The sequence below is a fragment of the Limimaricola litoreus genome (genome assembly GCF_024159025.1).
Taxonomy (GTDB): Bacteria; Pseudomonadota; Alphaproteobacteria; order Rhodobacterales; family Rhodobacteraceae; genus Limimaricola; species Limimaricola litoreus.
Genome location: NZ_JAMYXC010000155.1, coordinates 17,401 through 36,090, shown reverse-complemented (window position 1 = coordinate 36,090; position 18,690 = coordinate 17,401). Strand labels below are relative to the sequence as shown.

The 18,690-nt window shown below is 59.7% G+C and carries 23 protein-coding genes; 13 read left to right on the top strand and 10 right to left on the bottom strand.

Annotated features, from left to right (window positions below):
• From NHG85_RS10425 to NHG85_RS10415, 3 genes are all read left to right on the top strand, one after another.
• The coding region (locus tag NHG85_RS10425; protein ID WP_253332156.1) for a restriction endonuclease subunit S at positions 1 to 1,263 on the top strand (1,263 nt) is incomplete at its 5' end.
• A complete protein-coding gene (locus tag NHG85_RS10420; protein ID WP_253332155.1) occupies positions 1,260 to 1,652 on the top strand; it encodes a hypothetical protein in 393 nt (130 codons plus the stop codon). The genes NHG85_RS10425 and NHG85_RS10420, both read left to right, overlap by 4 nt.
• A gap of 39 nt (positions 1,653 to 1,691) precedes the next feature.
• The gene (locus tag NHG85_RS10415; protein WP_253332153.1) at positions 1,692 to 4,700 is read left to right on the top strand and encodes a type I restriction endonuclease subunit R; all 3,009 of its coding nucleotides are present in this window, start codon (positions 1,692 to 1,694) and stop codon (positions 4,698 to 4,700) included.
• A gap of 49 nt (positions 4,701 to 4,749) precedes the next feature.
• Here NHG85_RS10415 and NHG85_RS10410 read toward each other — a convergent pair whose 3' ends face one another.
• Entirely contained in the window at positions 4,750 to 5,289 is a 540-nt protein-coding gene (locus tag NHG85_RS10410; protein WP_253332151.1) for a recombinase family protein, read from the bottom strand.
• A gap of 315 nt (positions 5,290 to 5,604) precedes the next feature.
• Here NHG85_RS10410 and NHG85_RS10405 point away from each other — a divergent pair, with 315 nt between their 5' ends.
• Positions 5,605 to 6,744 (top strand): hypothetical protein, encoded by a 1,140-nt coding sequence (locus tag NHG85_RS10405; RefSeq protein ID WP_253332150.1) that lies wholly within the window; start codon positions 5,605 to 5,607, stop codon positions 6,742 to 6,744.
• Positions 6,737 to 7,165: a hypothetical protein gene (locus tag NHG85_RS10400; protein WP_253332148.1), complete on the top strand. Its 429-nt coding sequence runs from the start codon at positions 6,737 to 6,739 to the stop codon at positions 7,163 to 7,165. The genes NHG85_RS10405 and NHG85_RS10400 overlap by 8 nt, the downstream gene beginning before the upstream one ends.
• A 73-nt stretch (positions 7,166 to 7,238) precedes the next feature.
• Here the strand turns inward: NHG85_RS10400 and NHG85_RS10395 are convergent, their stop codons facing one another.
• Positions 7,239 to 7,433: a hypothetical protein gene (locus tag NHG85_RS10395; protein WP_253332146.1), complete on the bottom strand. Its 195-nt coding sequence runs from the start codon at positions 7,431 to 7,433 to the stop codon at positions 7,239 to 7,241.
• Between the two features lie 256 nt (positions 7,434 to 7,689).
• The gene (locus tag NHG85_RS10390) at positions 7,690 to 8,367 is read right to left on the bottom strand and encodes a DUF6998 domain-containing protein (protein WP_253332144.1); all 678 of its coding nucleotides are present in this window, start codon (positions 8,365 to 8,367) and stop codon (positions 7,690 to 7,692) included.
• 238 nt (positions 8,368 to 8,605) lie between these two features.
• Between NHG85_RS10390 and NHG85_RS10385 the strand changes: the two genes are divergently transcribed.
• Positions 8,606 to 9,151: a hypothetical protein gene (locus tag NHG85_RS10385; RefSeq protein ID WP_253332142.1), complete on the top strand. Its 546-nt coding sequence runs from the start codon at positions 8,606 to 8,608 to the stop codon at positions 9,149 to 9,151.
• A gap of 4 nt (positions 9,152 to 9,155) precedes the next feature.
• On the opposite strand, the gene NHG85_RS10380 is transcribed toward NHG85_RS10385, so the two are convergent.
• The 3 genes from NHG85_RS10380 to NHG85_RS10370 form a co-directional block, all read right to left on the bottom strand.
• A complete protein-coding gene (locus NHG85_RS10380) occupies positions 9,156 to 9,881 on the bottom strand; it encodes a hypothetical protein (RefSeq protein ID WP_253332140.1) in 726 nt (241 codons plus the stop codon).
• Positions 9,866 to 10,513, bottom strand: a complete 648-nt coding sequence (locus NHG85_RS10375; protein ID WP_253332138.1) for a hypothetical protein — start codon at positions 10,511 to 10,513, stop codon at positions 9,866 to 9,868. The genes NHG85_RS10380 and NHG85_RS10375 overlap by 16 nt, the downstream gene beginning before the upstream one ends.
• Before the next feature lie 229 nt (positions 10,514 to 10,742).
• The gene (locus tag NHG85_RS10370) at positions 10,743 to 11,519 is read right to left on the bottom strand and encodes a TIGR02391 family protein (RefSeq protein ID WP_253332136.1); all 777 of its coding nucleotides are present in this window, start codon (positions 11,517 to 11,519) and stop codon (positions 10,743 to 10,745) included.
• 371 nt (positions 11,520 to 11,890) lie between these two features.
• Between NHG85_RS10370 and NHG85_RS19850 the strand changes: the two genes are divergently transcribed.
• Complete coding sequence (locus NHG85_RS19850; RefSeq protein WP_253332134.1) at positions 11,891 to 12,934, top strand: restriction endonuclease; 1,044 nt, start codon at positions 11,891 to 11,893, stop codon at positions 12,932 to 12,934.
• Positions 12,935 to 12,991: 57 nt separating this feature from the next.
• The gene (locus tag NHG85_RS10360; protein WP_253332132.1) at positions 12,992 to 13,351 is read left to right on the top strand and encodes a hypothetical protein; all 360 of its coding nucleotides are present in this window, start codon (positions 12,992 to 12,994) and stop codon (positions 13,349 to 13,351) included.
• A gap of 57 nt (positions 13,352 to 13,408) precedes the next feature.
• Here the strand turns inward: NHG85_RS10360 and NHG85_RS10355 are convergent, their stop codons facing one another.
• The 3 genes from NHG85_RS10355 to NHG85_RS10345 all read right to left on the bottom strand — a co-directional run bounded on the left by NHG85_RS10355 (position 13,409) and on the right by NHG85_RS10345 (position 15,073).
• Positions 13,409 to 14,086, bottom strand: a complete 678-nt coding sequence (locus tag NHG85_RS10355; protein ID WP_253332130.1) for an NYN domain-containing protein — start codon at positions 14,084 to 14,086, stop codon at positions 13,409 to 13,411.
• A 61-nt stretch (positions 14,087 to 14,147) separates the two neighbouring features.
• The gene (locus NHG85_RS10350; RefSeq protein ID WP_253332128.1) at positions 14,148 to 14,489 is read right to left on the bottom strand and encodes a hypothetical protein; all 342 of its coding nucleotides are present in this window, start codon (positions 14,487 to 14,489) and stop codon (positions 14,148 to 14,150) included.
• Between the two features lie 122 nt (positions 14,490 to 14,611).
• Positions 14,612 to 15,073 carry a hypothetical protein gene (locus tag NHG85_RS10345; protein ID WP_253332126.1) on the bottom strand — a complete coding sequence of 154 codons (462 nt, stop codon included), beginning with the start codon at positions 15,071 to 15,073 and terminating at the stop codon, positions 14,612 to 14,614.
• 145 nt (positions 15,074 to 15,218) lie between these two features.
• Here NHG85_RS10345 and NHG85_RS10340 point away from each other — a divergent pair, with 145 nt between their 5' ends.
• Genes NHG85_RS10340 through NHG85_RS10330 form a run of 3 tightly spaced genes read left to right on the top strand, consistent with a single transcriptional unit; the run spans position 15,219 to position 16,977 of the window.
• Positions 15,219 to 15,830 (top strand): AAA family ATPase, encoded by a 612-nt coding sequence (locus NHG85_RS10340; protein ID WP_305884597.1) that lies wholly within the window; start codon positions 15,219 to 15,221, stop codon positions 15,828 to 15,830.
• Positions 15,830 to 16,123: a CopG family transcriptional regulator gene (locus NHG85_RS10335; RefSeq protein ID WP_253332124.1), complete on the top strand. Its 294-nt coding sequence runs from the start codon at positions 15,830 to 15,832 to the stop codon at positions 16,121 to 16,123. The genes NHG85_RS10340 and NHG85_RS10335 overlap by 1 nt, the downstream gene beginning before the upstream one ends.
• On the top strand, positions 16,120 to 16,977 hold the full coding sequence (locus tag NHG85_RS10330) for a replication initiator protein A (protein WP_253332123.1): 858 nt from the start codon (positions 16,120 to 16,122) through the stop codon (positions 16,975 to 16,977). The genes NHG85_RS10335 and NHG85_RS10330 overlap by 4 nt, the downstream gene beginning before the upstream one ends.
• Before the next feature lie 393 nt (positions 16,978 to 17,370).
• On the opposite strand, the gene NHG85_RS10325 is transcribed toward NHG85_RS10330, so the two are convergent.
• The gene (locus tag NHG85_RS10325; RefSeq protein WP_253332121.1) at positions 17,371 to 17,898 is read right to left on the bottom strand and encodes a hypothetical protein; all 528 of its coding nucleotides are present in this window, start codon (positions 17,896 to 17,898) and stop codon (positions 17,371 to 17,373) included.
• An 80-nt stretch (positions 17,899 to 17,978) separates the two neighbouring features.
• On the opposite strand from NHG85_RS10325, the gene NHG85_RS10320 reads away from it, so the two are divergent.
• Together NHG85_RS10320 and NHG85_RS10315 are read left to right on the top strand one after the other, a co-directional pair.
• Entirely contained in the window at positions 17,979 to 18,236 is a 258-nt protein-coding gene (locus NHG85_RS10320; protein WP_253332119.1) for a hypothetical protein, read from the top strand.
• A complete protein-coding gene (locus NHG85_RS10315; RefSeq protein WP_253332117.1) occupies positions 18,233 to 18,532 on the top strand; it encodes a hypothetical protein in 300 nt (99 codons plus the stop codon). The genes NHG85_RS10320 and NHG85_RS10315 overlap by 4 nt, the downstream gene beginning before the upstream one ends.
• The last annotated feature ends 158 nt before the right edge of the window (positions 18,533 to 18,690 follow it).

Genomic DNA, 18,690 nt, shown 5'->3' with positions numbered 1-18,690 from the left:
ACCCTAATGAATGGCTATCCTTACAAATCCGACGGGTTCAATCTCATTGGTGATGGACGGCCTGTCGTTAGAATTCGCGACCTGCTTGGGGAAGGACTTCCCACCTCATATTCCGGGATCGACGGTCAGCAATTCGTTGTAAAAAACGGAGATCTCGTGATCGGGATGGATGGCGACTTCAACTGCGTTTTTTGGAAAAAAGGTGAAGCTTTACTCAATCAGCGCGTTGCCGCGCTCAAGCAGAAGAAAAAATCTAAAACCATAAGCAGATTTGCTTTCTACCAGATCCCTATTGCCCTGAAGGTAATCAATGATCTCACCCCGGCGAGCACAGTGAAACACCTTGCCTCGTCAGATATCTCCGCCTTGCGATTGCCATGTCCAGATCTCGATGTGCAGAAGGCCATTGCCGATTTTCTCGACCGCGAGACCGCCCGTATTGATGCACTGGTGGAGAAGAAGCGAAGATTTTCTGAGCTCATTCTTGAACGAGAGGAAGCATCTTTCCTGCGCGCTGTAACCGGGAAAGACGAAGACGGGTCGTTTTCACCGTCTGGCTGTGACTGGATCGGAGACCTGCCTGAGGGTTGGCTTGCCCCGAAATTCCTGCACGTCGCGCGGCTGGAAAGCGGACACACGCCGAGCCGAAAGGTTCCAGAATACTGGGTGCCGGAAGAGTGTAACAAACCATGGGTATCGCTCGCCGACGTATGGCAACTACGCAGCGGAGAGATCGTCTATCTTCGCGACACCCAAGAAAAGGTGAGCGATCTCGGCCTTGCCAGTTCCTCGGCGCGGATGCTGCCGCGCGGCACGGTCGTGTTGTCGCGAACGGCGTCCGTTGGTTTCGCCGGAATACTGGATTGCCCTATGGCAACTACTCAGGACTTCGTAGGGTGGATTCCATCAAGGCGTGTTCGCTCAAAATTCCTCTACTACGTTCTGCGCGCCATGAAACCAGAGTTTCGGCGCCTGATGATCGGATCGACACACAAGACGATCTACATGCCAGATATTCGTTCGTTCCGGACGCCATTGCCCCCACTGGCAAAACAGGATGAGATCGTTTCGAAATTGGATGCCAGTATCCAGACTTATCGTAAGGTTCATTCGAAGCTCATGACATCCGTCCAACGCCTTACTGAACTCCGCGCCTCCCTGATCACCGCTGCCGTCACCGGACAGATCGACCCAGCTACCTACCGTCGCAATGGCACGACGGATCAGGCGCTCGACCGGATCGCAGAGGAGATGGGACAGTGAGCACCTCACTTGCAGATCTGAAGGATGCCGTCCGCGCGATCCTGCGCGCGGACTTCGAGCCCATCCCCTCGGCTCGCGCCAACAGCGGCAAGGTCCACCTCGAAGTCTGGCGCAGCCATGGCAAGCGCCGCGCCGTTGGGGTGGAAATCGGCCATGACTCTCAGGTGAACTTCTGGGTAGTCCGCCCCTTCGGCCTGCCGAAGGCATTGCCCGCAAGCGTGGAGCGTGTCGACAAGCAGCCCAAGGGGCGCGTCTGGACGGATGCCGAGGGCAAGGGCGCCAACAGCAACCTCAGCGCCTACGAGGAATTCCGCAGCAATCCCATCGCCCGCCTCGAAGTCCGCAGCATCGAGGATGCCCGCGTGATCCTCGATCACCTGCGCGGCTGACCGGGCCTATTCGAACCAGAGACATTTAACGAGTTCGCTATGACGACGCATCCCAAGTCCTTCACGCCCGAGAAGCTGCACACCGAACAGGTGGTGGAGCGACATATCGTAGACCAGCTCGTTGCCGCTCAAGGCTACGAAGAGCGTTCCTCAACTGCATTCGACAAGACCCGAGGGCTGGACCGGGATGTCGTGGTTGCCTTCATTAAGGATACCCAACCCGAAGTCTGGAGGACTTTGGAAGGGCAATATCCGGGCGTTGCCGAAGACGAATTCTTTCGCAATCTCGAAGTAGCCATGAAAGGACGCGGCACGCTCGAGGTCTTGCGTGATGGCTTCAAGATCGTGCCGAACCTGCACTTCCGGCTGATGTTCCCGCGGCCGGCGTCGACTCTCAATCCCGACCTGGTTCGCGCCTGGCAAGCCAACCGCCTGACTCTGATGACCCAAGTCGTCTATTCAAAGCGCCACGGCAACGCGATCGACATCGTTCTCTTCCTAAACGGCATTCCCGTCGCGACCTTGGAGGTGAAGAACACCCTCACCGGCCAGACATTCCGTCATGCCGAGACCCAGTATAGGAAAGATCGCTCGCCGGCTGGCGAGCCGCTCCTCACCTTCAAGAGAGGGGCGCTGGTGCATTTCGCCCTCGATCAGGAGCACGTCTCGATGACGACGCGTCTGATGAACGGGAAGACGCGCTTCTTGCCTTTCAACCGCGGTCGCGATGGCGGTGCCGGCAACCCTGATATCGAGGGCGATTTCGCCATCGGCTACCTCTACGCCGACCAACCCGAAGGGAAGGCCATATTCGGTCGCGAGGTCTGGATCGACTTGATGTCGAAGTTCATCCACCTCGACAAATCCGACGGGAAACAGAAGATGCTGTTTCCGCGGTTCCAGCAGCTGGACTGCGTGCGCAAGACGCTGGTGCATGCCCGCGCCCACGGACCCGGGCACAACTATCTGGAGCAGCACTCCGCGGGGTCCGGAAAGTCGAACACCATCGCTTGGTTGGCTCATCAGGCCATCAATCTGCACGATGACCAAGACAAACCGATCTTCGACACCGCGATCATCATCACGGACCGCCTCGTTCTGGATCGGCAACTGCAGGCCACAGTCGCCAGCTTTGAGAAGACGCCGGGTCTTGTGAAGAAGATCGGCGGGACATCCCGGGACCTCAAGGCAGCCATCGAAGCGGGTGCTCGGATCATCATCACGACCATCCAGAAGTTCGGGACCGAGCACCTTGCCAGACTCTCAGGGGTGAACACTCGGCGCTTTGCGATCATCATCGACGAGGCTCACAGTTCCCAGTCTGGCAAGGCCAACGCCGACATGGTGCGCTCGCTGACCCGCTCCAGCGAGGACGTCGAAGACGTCATCCTTGAATATCAGCGCGCGAGAGGCCCCCAGTCGAACATCTCCTTCTTTGCCTTCACAGCCACACCAAGACCTGTGACGCTGGAACGCTTTGGACGCATCGGGCCCGATGGAACTCCGCACGCCTTTCACCTCTACTCGATGCGCCAAGCCATCGAAGAAGGCTTCATCCTCGACGTCTTGCAAAACTACACGACCTACCAAGCCTATTTTCAGCTTGAGAAAACCATCGAGGATGACCCCGCCCTGCGCACGCGGGATGGTCAACGCCGGGTCGCCCGTTTTGCCCGCCTACATCCGACTAACATCGGCCAGAAGGTCGAGGTCATTGTGGAGCATTTCCGCCGGCATGTGATGCGTGAGCTCGGCGGTGAGGCTAAGGCCATGGTGGTGACGGAAAGTCGCGAACATGCCTTGCGCTACTGGCAAGGCCTGAAAAGCTATATCGAGAAACAGGGATACACTGAAATGAAGGCCCTCGTGGCCTTTTCAGGGGATCTCGAGGTCGATGGACAAACATGGACCGAAGAGGCTGCCAATGGGTTCTCCGAGGGAGAGCTCCCGAAACGGTTTAACGGAATCAAACCGGACGGGACCCCCTACGAGCTCCAATACCAATTGCTTGTGGTCGCGGAGAAGTATCAGACCGGTTTCGATCAACCGAAGCTCTGCGCTATGTATGTTGACAAGAAACTGGATGGCCTGCAGGCCGTTCAGACACTGGCCAGGTTGAACCGGACGCATCCCGGGAAAGAGAGGACCTTCATCCTCGATTTCCGGAACAGCGTGGAGGACATCCGCACGGCTTTCGCTCCGTTCTACGAGGCAACCCTTCTTGAGGAACGGACGAACCTCAACCAGATCTATACCCTCGAGGCCCAGCTTCGTGCTTCTCCCGCCGTAGACATGACGGAGATAGACGAGTTCGCTCAGGGCTTCTTCGTCGGCCGAGATCTGACGAGCTCCGAGCGAACAAGGCTTGAGGGCATCGTTAGACGTGCTCGAGACCGGTTCCTCCTGGCGGAGGACGAGGCAGCAACCGAGGAGTTCCGGCAGCTCGCAAAGAGCTACATGCGGTTCTATGCCTTCGTTAGCCAAGTCATCCCGCTCGAGGACTCGAATCTCGAGAGTCTCTACGTCTATCTCGACTGGCTGGTGCGCCTCCTGCCCTCCCGAGCAGTCCCCGCGCAGATCGAAATCACCGACGACATGCTGCGTCTTGAGGCCTACCGGATCGAAAAGACCAACGAAGGATCTGCCTCCTTGGGAGCGGGAGATGGAACCAAGATGCAGCCGATCGTGGAGTTCGGGGCGAGCCCATATACCGAGGAAGAGGAGCAGTCACTTTCCGAGATCGTCTCTGCATTCAACGACAGGCACGGCACAACCTTCTCGCGGGAGGATTTCCTCCGATTGGAGCAGGTGAACAGCGAGATCCTTGAGGACGACGAGCTCCGTGAGATGATCCTCAACAACCCTGAGGACGTGGTGCGACCCGAGTTCGCAAACCTGTTCATGAGTGCCATGATCCGCATGTTCCAGCGCGACACAGAGATGAGGAGCGCGGTCATGAGCGACAACGCAGCCCGCGAGATGGCCATCCGGCATTTCTTCAGGACGGCCCGCCGCCAAGTCTTCGAGGAGGCTCAGGATCGCTCCTGATGCTTACTGGTGAAGCCGCAGGCGCCGCCAGCGGTGGCAAACGACAGCCTCAGGCCCGTCTGATGGTATTCGGAGAAACTTGGAACAACCGAGCCAACTCCAAAACCGATCGCCCCTCATGGTCACGCATCCGTTGAACCTCAGCGCGGCGTTCCTTGGACAGGGCGGGAGGCCTACCGCCCACTCGCCCACGTTTGCGAGCCGCGGCCAGTCCCTCCCTTGTCCTCTCGACGATCCTCTCGCGTTCGAACTGGGCAATCGAGGCGAAGACATGGAAGACAAGCCGCCCTGCGGGTGTTGTGGTGTCAATGTCCTCGGCGAGTGACCGGAAGCCTACGCCCTTGGATTGAATTATATCCACGATCGTCAGGAGGTCTTGGAGCGAGCGACTGAGCCGGTCGTATTTCGCGACAACTACCACGTCGCCGGGGCGCAGCTGGTCAAGGAGACGCTCGAGTTCTGGTCGAGCCAGCTTCGATCCGGAGGCCTTATCTGCATAGATCCGTTCGACCCCGGCGCCTTCGAGAGCCACCACCTGAGCATCCAGACTCTGATCTTCCGTCGAGACCCGCGCGTAGCCAAGGATCACATGAAGCTCCGCCAAAAACCTTCAAAAACTCAAACGGTTTTGACCGGGGTTTTTGGAGACGTCAAGCCTCGTATTTCTACCGTTCCAAACGAGCGCTCCAAAAACGGTCGTTTTTGAGTAGCTGCAGGTGGCATGCTGCAGGTGGCATAGGGTCGCGACAATCGAGAAGCTCAAGGCACGAGCACCCACGCCACTTGAAGGGCGAGGCATCGATACAAGAGAATATTCATCTCAAAGCTTGTAGTTTCTTGCAGAAGTGAGCGTTGATGGTTCTATATCAATGCGGTAGGGGGGCAGACGCCTTGGGGAGCCGGGATGAGCGAACAAAAAGAAGATGGATTCAGGCTGAGGTTCTCGGGGCAACGCTTTCGAGAGAGGCGCCTTCCTGTTGGGGTCCTGCCAGACATCGAAGCTTTCCGTGATCTCTTGGTTGCATTTGCTAAAAGTGAATGGCTTTCCCATCATGTAGGCCGACAACGAGTTCCCCGCGGCTTCGATGCAAGTTTGAATTTAGATCTGATCTCAATTGAGGATGGAAGCTCCGTTCCAGTCTTGGTTCCGAGCTTTGATCAGGGGCAAAGCTTCCTTCCGGGAATGACGGGGGACGCCTCCGATCTCTTTGCTGTGTCCTATGAGCGCGTATCGGAGCTATTTGATAATGCGGCCAACGACACGAGCTACAGGCCTGTTTTGAAAAGAGATCAGATAGCAGCGCTCAATAGATTTGGCGCTGGTCTGAAATCGGGTGAGAAAATAGATTTTGTAGGCTCCCGCGGGAGGGGTGGTAGTGTCGTATCTGTTGACCTAAAGCTTAGAAAAGACCTGATTACAAGAATTCGTGAAACTTACGAGAAGCGCTTGGATGGAGTTGGAACTCTTCATGCAGTTTCTGCTGATGGTTGGATCGAAGTTGAAACAGAAGAGCATGGTGTCCTTCGGCTGGAGGTCGCGGAGCGCGCATTTGACGAATTCAATGGGTATCTACTGAATGACGTAAGCTTTGAGCTAACCCTCGAGCTGGATGCCGATGATAAAGCAAGAAAGGTTACGGAGGTTCACGCTGTAGAGCTGCATGATCCGCTGACTGAGAAATATCGCTCCGCGTTGAGTAGAGCTAAGGAGAGATTGGCAGAACTCTCAGCGCTGAAAGGTGGATGGCTGGATGGCGAGGGTCCCGAAATCTCCGATCAATCATTGCAATTGGCGGATAGCTTAATTAAACTGGACGCTGCATGGTTCTCGGATTCTGGAATTTTCCCGACAATTTATGGGGGCATTCAGATTGAGACAACTAAGGGCGACGACGAGATAACAATAAATATAGAGCCCGACGGAAATATCCACGGGGATATTCTGTATTCGGACGGAGAGGATGAAGAGCTCTCTGATGTGGGCTCTATTATTGAAGTCATTAGAAGGTTTGGGGGGACTGTGGAAGGTGGCGCCTTTGGATAATGAAGATACCGAGCCAGTGAATAGTCCAGTTCCCGAAAATTCGCCTAAGCTTGAAGATGATAGCGAGAAACTACTTCGGCATATCAAGCCGGCGTGGTTTCATAATGGCGTTCCATCCAGCCAGAATTTCGAGCCAATGCCGAAGGACAGATCGCATCTCTCTGTCGAGCGAGGCTCTCAAATAGATGCGAAGACTGCTCATACTCGCTGGATCAGCTGGGGTCGTGAGTCTGCTGCTGTATGCAGTGTCACAGTAGGCGCTTATCAGGAAAACAGTGCCCCATGCTTTCATGTTCCCGTAGACGACCCCGGTGAAGAAAATCCCGAACACGCCCTTGTTCAGTATCCGGACGTTAGGTCTCAAGCGAGTAAGCTCGCAAAGAAGATTAAAAAGAAGGCCAAAGTTGAATTCATTCCATAGTTCACCTTGCAGGACGTATTGAGGAAGGGGGTTTTGCCCCGAAGCATGTCTCGTTCGAGGCCCGGATTATACCTCATCTGACTAACTTTCGAGCCGCCATTTCGATAGTGGCGGCTATAATGTCGAGATGCACAGCCATGTTGTGATCTACCCGAAAGCCATCGCCTTCTCTGTAACATTGCGCCAAGTGACTCACTGGGACGGCTTGTCTGCTCTCGGCAGCTTCCAGGAAACGGTCAATTTTAAGGCCAGATTGGTAGATCGCCATCACCGGCTCCGTGTTCCGGAGCCCGGGTCCGGGCCCGCCGGAAATCATCTGGGCGAGCGCCTCGAGGGTGAAGTTCGAGAACGAGGCCATCAACGACCGATCTCGACGCCGGGGTGCGTGTGAATTCTCTCAAGTGCCAGACACTCGGCTGCCATACCGAGCGCGTTCAGGTTGAAGCTGCCGGCCGCCCGAGCGTTCTCTCGAGTGCGGCAAGAAGCCCTCGCGATATAAGCCGAAGCGAGATTTTTCTGCCATGTCACGCTTGGACGTCAGCCTGTTCATGCAGAATTCGGATGATGTCCGCACCCAGTTGCCGAGTGTTCTTCGGATTGCCGCTGCCGTTTACCAGATCGACACCGATTTCGCCCGCGATCGCGCGGAGAACCGGTTTTGCTGTCGCTTCCCTGGTGCCTGACGTTTCCACCAGGATTGTCCCGTTCTCGTATTGCTGCACGACATGCGCGCCATGGCGTGCCGAAGCGGTGACCCTGAGGTCTTCGACCTCCCTTCGAGGCCGGGTGGGCGAAGCTGTTGGAAAGACATACTTGCCCGCGGAACAGCGGAAGGTCCGCCGGACCTCCTCGGCCGAGCAGTCGAGCAGTTCCTCGATCGAAGCCTCTCCCTCGTCCACGTTGAGGCGAAGCACGATCACCCGGTCGACCAGATCGAAGGTCGCAACGTTGAAGCTGACCTGGGAGGAGGTCGTCACGGTCTTCACCGAAATTCGCTCGTTCTCGGCGCTGACCACATCGTAACCCTGCTGGTTCGTGGCAAGCGCCATCTGCCCACGTGTGATCATCGCGGCATAAAGCTCTCCGATCCGGCCTGTCAGGTGGTTGAGCTCGGCCGGCGCCACCCCCCATCCGAGCTCCTTCTCGAACCATGCCAAGGCTTCGGCGAGGGACTGGATGATCTGGACTTGAGACAAAGGCATGGACGTTCCTTGTAGTCTGAACCTGGAAACTTGCTTCTACAGGGCACCCTTTTCGGCTGATCGACAAGCAGGTCGCCGTCGCAACCGCCTGAACGACAACAAACTTCACGTCCCGAAGAGACCCTGTCAGCGCTCCGAATGGCACCCGAAGCTTCATGATGTTTATATAAAATCTATATAGTTGACAGATAGTTTCTTGAGGTTATCTTATACCTTGTAGTTAAAAATGGAGCATGCCATGAGCGAGATCGTCGTGATTTTCACCTGCAAGACCCGGAAGGACATCATGGAGGTCGGCGGCGCCGGCTGGTGGAAGATCGATCCCACCCGCGTCGCGACCGCCGGCCGGGTGCTTCTGGTTCACAATGCCAACGACCCCCGGCAACGCGGCGACCAGGATCGGCACGGGCAGGCGTTCCTGTGCGGCACGGTCCGGCACGTGCGGCAGGACGAGGACGGCCGCTGGCTGATCCAGTTCGAGGAGTATGCCGAGGTGGAGGGCAGCTTCCGGTGGCCGGGTTACCGCAACCCTGTGGCCTACATGGACGCGGACGAGGTGCTCGGTTCGGTGGAAGCGGGAGAATGGCAGCGGATGCCCGAGGTCGGGTTCCCGGATGCCCAGGCGGCGCGGCGGGCGTGGGACGCCGCCCGCGGGGGTAGGAAGGCGCCATCCGCAACTTCCGGGAGCCGGAGTTTCGGCGCTGTGATCGAGGAGCATCGCCAGCATCTGGCCGAGGAACTCGGCGTCGATCCGCAGAAGGTCCGGATCGTCATCGAAGCGTAGACGCCTACACGCCGCCAAGCAGCACATCGAGCGCAAGGGCCGTGGTCAGACCGACCCCCAGATTTCCCATTGCGGCTTTTAAGGCGCGGGGCTCGACGCGGCCCGCGCGCAAAGCTCCCCGAGCGGTCAGGGCGGCGCTCACGAAAAGCGAGGCCTCGGCCGCTTCCAGCAGGTCCTGCGGCAGGCTCTCGCCCGGCAGGGCGCCAAGGGCCGCACGGACTTCTGCCTCGAGCTCCGTGTTGGCGAACCCGCTCCCCGACACACCGGGGATCATCGCCGCCACCTCCTCGGTCGATAGCACCTCGATACCCGGGTAGTTGGCAAGGTGCTCGTAGACATGCTCCGGCGCAGCCACGGCCTTGAGCTGGACCGCCCCGATGACCTCGCCGTCTACGACGAACTCCACATCCGAGCCCGGGTGGTTGGTGGCGTCGGGCAGCCGGGCGAATACGGCATCCCCATCGGCATTCTCGGCGGCTGCGAAAAGCAGCTCATGATAGATGCCCTTCACGTTCGAGATCACCCCGCGCAGCTGCTCCGGCTCGAGGCCAGCCATGTAGTCTGCCAGCTCTTTCGGACTGGCCTCGTCCAGCGCGGTGCTGGAGCGGCGCAACGCGTCGAGAACGAGCGCCTCCTCCACGCTCCAGGCACGCTCCGGATCGTCGAGCAGGCGCTGGAGCGTGACCGCAAGCACCACCGTGGCGCTGCGTCGGCCTACGCCCGGCTCCATCGTTTGGTGATCTTTGCGAGGCGCGCGGCGGAGCGCCGCAGGCGTCGCCGCGGCCAGTAGGCGAGAGATCCCTGCGGTTCGGCGCATGCTGCTTCCTTCCTATCCTTGGAGAGTTCGCCCACGACGGCGAGGAGCGGCGCGAGGCCCTCCCTGGCGTAGAGCCGCCGCTCGAGTGGTGACAGGGCCATGGCACGGGCCCGTGCCACGCGCACCGGGGCGGCCAGACGAAGCGCGGCGTAAAGCGCCGCCTGTTCCTGTCCAGACAACTGCTCCGGCCTGCGGCGTCGCCCGAAGAGGCGCCGTCGCACCAGGATGGCAGCGGGGATGCCGAGAACGAGACCTCCCCCCGTCAGGATCAGGCTGCCCCCAGCGACCCCCATCCCGACGCTCGAGCCGATCCAGTATAGCGTTGCAGTGGTGGCCGCGGCCCCGGACAGCGTGGCGATCGCGGTGCCTGTGCTGGCTGCGCCGAAGAGCCCGATCGCCCCGAAAGTCCCGGCCATGACGCCGGCCGCCACCAGTTTCGAAGCAGCGACCCCGACGATCGTGCCGGCAACCCGGCTGGAGTCCTGAAGCAGCGCCCCCACCACGCCGGTCAGTGCAGCATCGATCGTGCGAAGGTCCCGCCGCATGCGCCGGCTCGGGCGATGGGGTCTGCACGCGGCTAAAAACCAAGACCTTCGAGTGCGCCACATGGGTTAGAAAGCTTCGCCGGCAGGCGGCCGAGGGCTTGCTGCATGGGGCAGCTTGATGCCACAGGCGATAAGGGGTCGGCCGATACTGGAGAGGACGGCATAGCCTGGCCGAGACGCACCAGTGTAGGCCTCGACGGCCAACAGGATTTCCCGCGCGAGGCCCAGATCACCCTTCATCTGCCTGTCTTTCCTGCTGGGCCGACCGTCGGGCGTCAACGATGCGCAGCAGGTGGCTGGCGAGGGTGACGATCTCGATCGCCTCGCCGGCATCCTCCATGGGCACGTTGCGGTGCGAATGCGGGTTCTTGTAGGAGCCGACTGCTCCGGCGAAGAGATGCATGAGGGCCTCGCGCTCGGCCTCCTCCTGCACCGGGTCCCGCAGCGGTCCATTGTCCTTGTGGAAGGCCCTACGGATCATCGGCACGCCGTGATCGCCCTCCGGAAACCCCGCCGCCTCGCGCACGGCAATTTCGACAGCCCGCATGGCCTCGAAGACGGCGGCCGCGAACCGCCCGCGGACGAAGGAGAGCCAGGCCTCCTCGGCAATCATCGGATGCAGCAGGTCCCGGTTCAGGCGCCGGGCCATCTCGAACTGCCTGAAGTCCTCCTTCGTCTCGATCCGCTGCGCCCGGCGGCTAAGCATCCGGCCTTCTGCGCGATACTCTCCGGGGAACGGGATCAAGAGAGCTTGGGCCTCGAGCCAAGAGAGGGCTTCAGTAAGTGCATAGGCGATTTGGACACGGTCGTCCCGTGGATACCCCTCTCCTCCTTCTTCCGGCGTTGGTTCCGTCATCACCTCGGTGATGAAGTCCGTGGGCCGGAGTTGATTCCGCTCTCTCTCGAACCGCTCGCGCATCAGGAAGAGCAGCTTGGCCGCCAGCTCCTCGGGTTCGATGGCGAGGACCGCGGCGGGGTCAGAGATGGCGGCATGGAGTTCCTTCATGCCTCATTACTACAACCCCAAAGTGCATGTGTCAGCGGATCATTCTTATAAGGGACTGCTTCAAATCTCCTGGATGAACGACCGAAGCGCACCGCCGTCAGATAATAGAGAACCCTGAGACGGCCCGGATCGCTATCAGCATGTGAGCGCCGAAAGAACGGGCAAAAAAAATCCTGAGAGAATGAGCGTAAAGCAGCTGCTGAAAAGGTGTTGGGGGTGCAACACCATTGGAGAACCACATGCCCAAACCTGTCTTGAACGATGCAACCTCCCCCAGCCACCCGACTCTCCCTGAGGGATCTTGTCCTTCTGGTTTGACAACCTCAGGAGAAAACCTCGAAGCTCCATTGGCACATCGAGGAGACGAGCACGTGAGCCAATGCCGCTATTGGGCGTCCCGCACCGCCAGCGATCATCCCGACCTGTTCTGGAGCGAACTGAAAGCCGGCCGCCTGCGTCAGGGCTGGGGCCATGAAGCCGACCAGGATTTGGAGATCATTGCAAAGACACCAAAAAGCGAGCTGTCGGCCGATCAGATGGCTGCCAACCGTCATCATCGCATGAGGGGCGGCGGCGACGGCTGGCAGGAGGGCGACATCGTCCTGATCCCGAACATGCCGCACCGCCGGATGTTTTCACTGGCTCGTATCACGGGCCCGTATCGTTACGAGCGCATGCAGGTGTCGGAGACGTATCGGGACTTCGGCCACATCCGGGAGGTGGAGCTTCTTACCCCCCATGGCGTGGCCAACAGCAGCCGGCACGTGGGCAGCGGTCTGCGGCACTCACTGACCAGTCGCAGCCGAACCTGGCAGATCCGCGGGCGCGACGAGGAGTTCGAGCACGTTCTGGCCCATCTCGACGACCCCGAACTGATCCAGGAAAGCACCGAAACCGAGCGCATGGAGGGTGTAGTGGAAACCGCCCGGCAGGTGGCTCTCGACGCATTCGGCGCGCGGTTTCGGGATGGCCTGACCAAGGCCTTCGGCAAAGCCGAATGGGAAGCTGTAATTGCGGAGGCGCTCAAGACCCATTTTCCGGACGCCGAGGTGTTCAAGACCGGTGGCCCCGCCGAGCGGGGCGCCGACATCGAGATCGCGATGCCGAACCCGCTGGGCGGTCCGACCTGGACAATCGTGATCCAAGTCAAGGACTGGAAAGGCGAAGCCGGTCGGGCTCCGGTCGAGCAGCTGCGCCAGGCTATCGAAACGCGCAATCAGCGGGACGAGGACGGTCGCATCACGACCCATGTCGTGGGCGCCGTCATTGCTCTGACCGAGGCCGAGCCATCCGCTGCACTCGAGGAGGCGATGATCGCGCTTGAGCGGGACACCGGCGTGCCGGTCTCTGTCATTCAGGGCGACGACCTGCTCGAACTCATCATGCGCGGCGTGCTGCGTGCCAACGCAATCTGAACCCCAAGGCGTCCCGGGTTTGGCCCGGGACGCCTGCGTTCATGCAAGGACTCGACCATGACTCTCAAGGACCTCGACAGCGGCAAGACGATCACCAAGATGCCCTATGAGGCCGACTTCAAACGCTACCTCTCGCGGCTGGGCCCAGCGGAAATTGTGGCCATCCGCACCACGCTGGCCGGCATGATCGAGGGGCGGGAGATTGCGACGGCGGGCTGGATGCCGGGCAGCGACTGGACCGGGACGGTCTTCCAGCCGATCTACGAGAAGGCTGCCCGCCGGAGCTTCGCACAGGCGGCGCAATGCTTCGGGCTGTTCGTCTGGGAGGCCGTGATGGACCACCCAGAGGACTGGACCTCCGGGCGCTTCTACAAGAACGGCGAGGAGATCGGGTCGCGGACCTACTTCAGGGTCTAAGGATACCCCAGAATCTTCCATTGGCAGCCCATACCGGCAGGCCCAGAGGCAGCCTGCTCAGGATGCAGCGAACCCTGTGGGACGGAAGCGGACCATGGCCTCAGGCCCCCGGGGATCGAGATCATAGAGGTCCGGCCGAGCAGACAGATAGGCGCGCCAGCTGCCCTCCGGCAAAGCACTGATCCGTGTGCCATGTGCCGTATGCATCTTCGGCGCAAGTTGCGAGACCAGCATGCCCTGCCCGTTCTTGCTGTGTTGGGCGATCATGCTCCGGATCTTCCTGTCGAACTCGGGAACGCTGCTTATCGTCTCGGTCGACGCTGGATCGCGTTCGTCACCATTCAGCAAAAGGAACGCTGTGCAGGCTTGGCGGAACTCGTCCGGCGTCTTGCTTTCTCCAAGCCCGAGCACATGGAAACCACGCTCGCGCAGGCGTTGGGCCAGATGCGTGTAGTCACGGTCGGAAGTGGCAATCGCGAAAGCCTCAATCCCGATGGCAAAAGCCAACTCCATGGCATCGATGCACAACAGGAGATCGGTAGCATTTTTTCCTAAACCCGCGTGCATCAACCTGAAACCGGGAGTGCGCAACCAGGCTGAGAGATGATTTTCATCGACATAAACGCGCGCAACGTCGACCCGACCAAGCTTTTCTGCTTCGGAAAGAACCGTTCTGGAATGCCTCGAAACAACATTATCGCCGTCAATCAGAACTGCGACACGCCGCTCACCCATTATTCACTCCATTTCGGTCGTTCTTCGTGCCTGCCAAAGCAAGGCCAAGATAGATACCTGATCACTCCGCCCAGGCGCAGAGACTTCCTTGGTCGTTGGTCCAGCAGGCCCCCTGGCGGTCGAGGTTCCTGAGCATGCCATGAAGATGGCTTCCTTCGCCGCCGGTGAAAACTGCTGTTCCAAGACCGTTCCCGGTGAGGTCGAACCTTATGACTTCCCGAAAGTATGCCTCTCCTCGAGGATTGGGGTCAGGACCGTAGATCTCGAACCCCCCATTGCCGGTGAACTCGAAATCGCAGGCGCCTTGCAGCAGGATCGTGCGATCCACCTCGAAATAGCATGTCGTGGCCGACGCTGCCTGAGAGACGAGAGTCAGACCAAGTGCCAACAGAGCAGGTTTCATCGGTATATCCTTGCCTTACCTTCTGCTTGCTCTTGATCGCCCGATTGCGTCACCAGTTCGGCAGCGCGAAGATCTACTGCGAATTTCTCTCTCAGGTTGCTATTGAGCTTGAAGCAAGCGTCTCAGTTCGCGCCCTTTCCGGACCACGAGAATGAGAACCGGCCCGTTCTGACGCGCTTCACGAAGTGTCCGCGCTTTCCAAGGGGGTCTGCCCTTCGCAGCTGTTCCCGGTCGTATCCGATAACCCGTCTTATCGGATACGACCAAGGGCCCCGGACTGTCACCCGGTCCCCTGCCCCGCCTCTGGCCGCCAGCGCGCGGTGGAGCGTTGCGAGGATGCCTTCCAGCCTCGCTTCTGACCGACAGGTCCGGACATCGAAATCCGACAGGGTCCGGCCAAGGCCCGGGGCGTCGAAGGGTATTGTCCGCACGCGTGTCAGCAGGCGCACGAGCAGTGCTTGCGCGCTTTCGAGAAGCCGCGCCACATCCTTGGGGGTCGCGCCAGCGTCGAGGTGCGACCTGTGATGCGCCACGATGCCGTCGATGGCTTCCTCATGGCCCGTAATGCCCAGCAAGTTCTCCAAACTGCCGAGCTCGGCCTGAGCAATGCGCGAATACGCAGGTGCGTATCTACGCATGCACTTACGCAGATACGCAGGTGCGTAAGTGCATGCGTAGATACGTAGGTGCGTGCTTGACTACACTGGTTGAGATACGCAAGGTGGTCCCATGAAAACGATGACGATAGCAATGCAGAAGGGTGGAGCGGGCAAGACGGCTCTGAGCCGTAACTTGGCTGCCCTCGCGGCCGAGGATGGGCAGCGCGTCCTTCTGGTCGATCTCGACCCGCAAGGCACCACCAGAAGGTGGCTTGCGCGGCGTCAAGCAGATCACCCCACCATGCTCGATGACGACCCGGAGCCGGGCGAGCTACCGGCGATCCTGCCGCACTTGAGCAGCCATTTCGACCTGGTGGTGATCGATACCCCGCCGCAGGTGCCTGGATGGATGCAGGACGTGATGGGCGCCTCTGACTTGGTGGTGATCCCGAGCCGGGCCAGCACCGATGATCTGGACGCAATTGGCCCAACGATCAGCGCTGCAAATAGGGCAGGGGTGCCGTTCGCGTTCGTCATGACGATGGTGAATCCTCAAGCGCGCCTCACAGATGCCGCCGCAAGGGAACTTGCGCAGCATGGCCGGGTGGCCCCGGTCAATATCAACAACCGCATCGTCTATGCTGAGATGGGGGGAGCAGGGCTGAGCGTTATCGAGGCGAACAATCCGGATGCTCTCGCCGAGATGCAGCGGCTGTGGCAGTATCTGAAAGGGGTGATGTGATGGCAAAGAGCTTCAGTCTGTCGGGCTTGGTGGATACCGAGGCGAAGACACCCAATCAGAAAGGGCAAGAGGGGGCTCGCACGCGCTCCAAGCCGAAGGCGGCGCCGAAACCGAAGCCGGCACCCGCTCCCATGACGCCGAGCAAGAGGCTGAGCCTGGTGCTCGATGGTGAAACCTACCAGGCCCTGCGCCGTCTGTCTTTCGAGACCAGCCGGACGCACCAGGACATCCTCGATGAAGCTGCGCGTGCGTATCTACGCAAGCACGCATCTACGCAGGATTCGGGCGGGTGAGCACTGCCAAGGAGCAGCTCGACCTCTTCGTGGCGCTCGTCGGCGACGTTCCCTTGCGAGACGACAAAGAGATGATGAGCGCGCCCATGGTGTCGATCGCGAAGAGAGGTCAGCGCCGTATCGAGTGGGAGGGGCCGAGCGGCCAGCAGGTGGTCATCACCTCGACCGAAGGCGACGACATCGCCACAATATGGGATTTCGACTTGGTGATATGGGCTATTTCGCAGCTCAACGCTGCAGTGGAGCGAGGCGAGACGCCGGCGCAAACGATCTCTTTTCGGCCGTATGACCTCATGAAGAGCATTCGCTGGTGTGACAGCATGGGCAGGGTAGGTGGCCGAGAATACGAGCGGTTTAAGGCTGCGATGAACCGCCTGCGGGCAACCCGCATCCGAACGACGATCCGTCGCCATGATCGGAAAGATCGACACGAAGACTTCAACTTGGTCTCGGATTTTACTCTCGATGAGATCAAGGATGCCGATGACCACGCCAGACCGCTCGGCGCTCAGATGACCATTCCGACATGGATCTACCGGGCCGTAATCGGTAGTCGCAAAGAGGTATTGAGCATCACGCCGCTCTACTTCGACCTCACTTCTGGGCTCGACCGGTTCTTGTATCGGCTCGCCAGGAGGCACGCCGGAAACGGACTCGACAACTCGGATGGGTGGGCGTTCTCATTCCGGGACCTGCACCGTAGGTCAGGCTCGCAGATGCGCTATGCCGATTTTGCAAAGGCGCTACGCAAAGCTATCGCTGCAGAGAAAATCCCCACCTACGAACTGATTGAAGAGAGGGGTGCGAACGGCGATCCCCTGCTGCGTATGCGCTACCGCAAGCTACTACTATGAGACACGGGTTTTTACTCCCCCGACGCCATGCACGGGTTTTTACTCCCCCATGCCACGGGTTTCTACTCCCCGATCCACGGGTTTCTGATCCCTTGGGGGTGGTTGTAATATGTTGATTTGTTGGGACTAATTCAGCTTTCGATTCGGCTTAACTTCTTTAACTTATATATTAACGAAAGGGCGAAAAGCAGAGCCTGTGGATAACTATGCGCCAGGAAGCATCCGAAACAAGCCATGTCTCTTAGGAGGCACGAGAGGTTGGTGGGTCTCTGACAAACTGCTTGGAAGGCGAGTAAAGGATTATCACCTGCTTTACCCCAGCAGAATTACCACCAGCTCTGCATGTCATAGCACGTAACTCTACAAGCTGGCATAGCCATGCGCGCTTGGCAGTCAAAGGCTACGTGCGAGGTCCGTAACCACTTCTGGGTCGCCGCCGAAGGCGAGCCATTCCACCGGCGCCACCATTCGGCCGCGGCGGATCAGCCGCGGCTGCGGCGTGCTGAAGAAGGCCCAGATTGCGATCGGGCTGGTGTCCTTGGCGATGACGTGCAGTGCCATGTCGAGGCCTGGCAGCAGGCCAGCCTCGGTGATTTGAAAGCCCAGGATGCGCCAGCAATCGCCGTTCATCCAGACTCCCAGAAGGCGTCCGTCTTCGAGCCGCTCATGCAGCTCCGCTGGCCTGATCCCGGTAAGGCCAGCGACGTCCTCTACGGGGAGGGACGTCTCCACCAACATCTCCTGGATCGCCAGAGCCTCGCTGATGGGGAACTGGGAGTTGGGATCATCCTCGATCCCGAGCGTGGTCAGAACTTCCCGTTCCGCCGGCGTCAGCTTCGGGGTATCAAGAACCGAGCTCCTGACAGCGAGCTTCTGCCTGGCGGACCGCAGATGCGCGAGAAAGATATCGAGATCCTGCATCGGCAGCTCCGAACAAGAATACGAACATGAACATAAAGTGAACATTGACGCTGCGCCCGAGTCCCGTCAATCCGTAGGGCATGCCCAAGGGAAGCCAGCCTCGTATCATGCCGCGCCGCTTCGCCACGCTTGCTGCCATGGCGGCCGAGGAAGTCCGGGTGCGCTCTTGGTGCCGCAAATGTGGAACCGTGCTCGAGCTCAGCCCGGCCGAGATGATGGCCACGCGCGGGCCTGAGTTCAGCCTGATCGGCTACGAGGAGCCCTGTCGCTGTGTCGGGTGCGATGGCCTCGTGTTCTTTCTGGCCAACGGTCATGGTCGCTTCGAGCCGCTGACATGATCGAGGCGCCGTTCGAAGCGATCACGATGCAGGTGCCGGAACTGCGGCACCTGCTCGACAAGGCCGAGACCACCTGGCGCCGCGCGCTGTCCGAGCGGCAGGTGGACCTGGTCGACGAGACGTTTGCGGAAGTCCCCGACATCGTCGACGAGATCGGGGCATCGGTCGAGCGCATCGAGGTCGCCCTCGACGACCTCTTCGTGATGCGCGCGGCCTACGTCTTCGGGGATCGAGAGGAGGTGCGGGTGCCTGTCGAGGATCTGATGAACCTGCTGATGGAGACAGACTTCGGATGACGATCACGAGGGCTTGGTGCCATAGGGCGATAGGATTCGGTGCGGGATCACATTTCTACATGACCCGGATCCGGAGATTGCGGGCTACTTGCGGGTTGTTTGCGGGTTAGGGTCGAATACGCGACCTGCTTCCGGCCAACATGCGGGTCCCTGCCGTA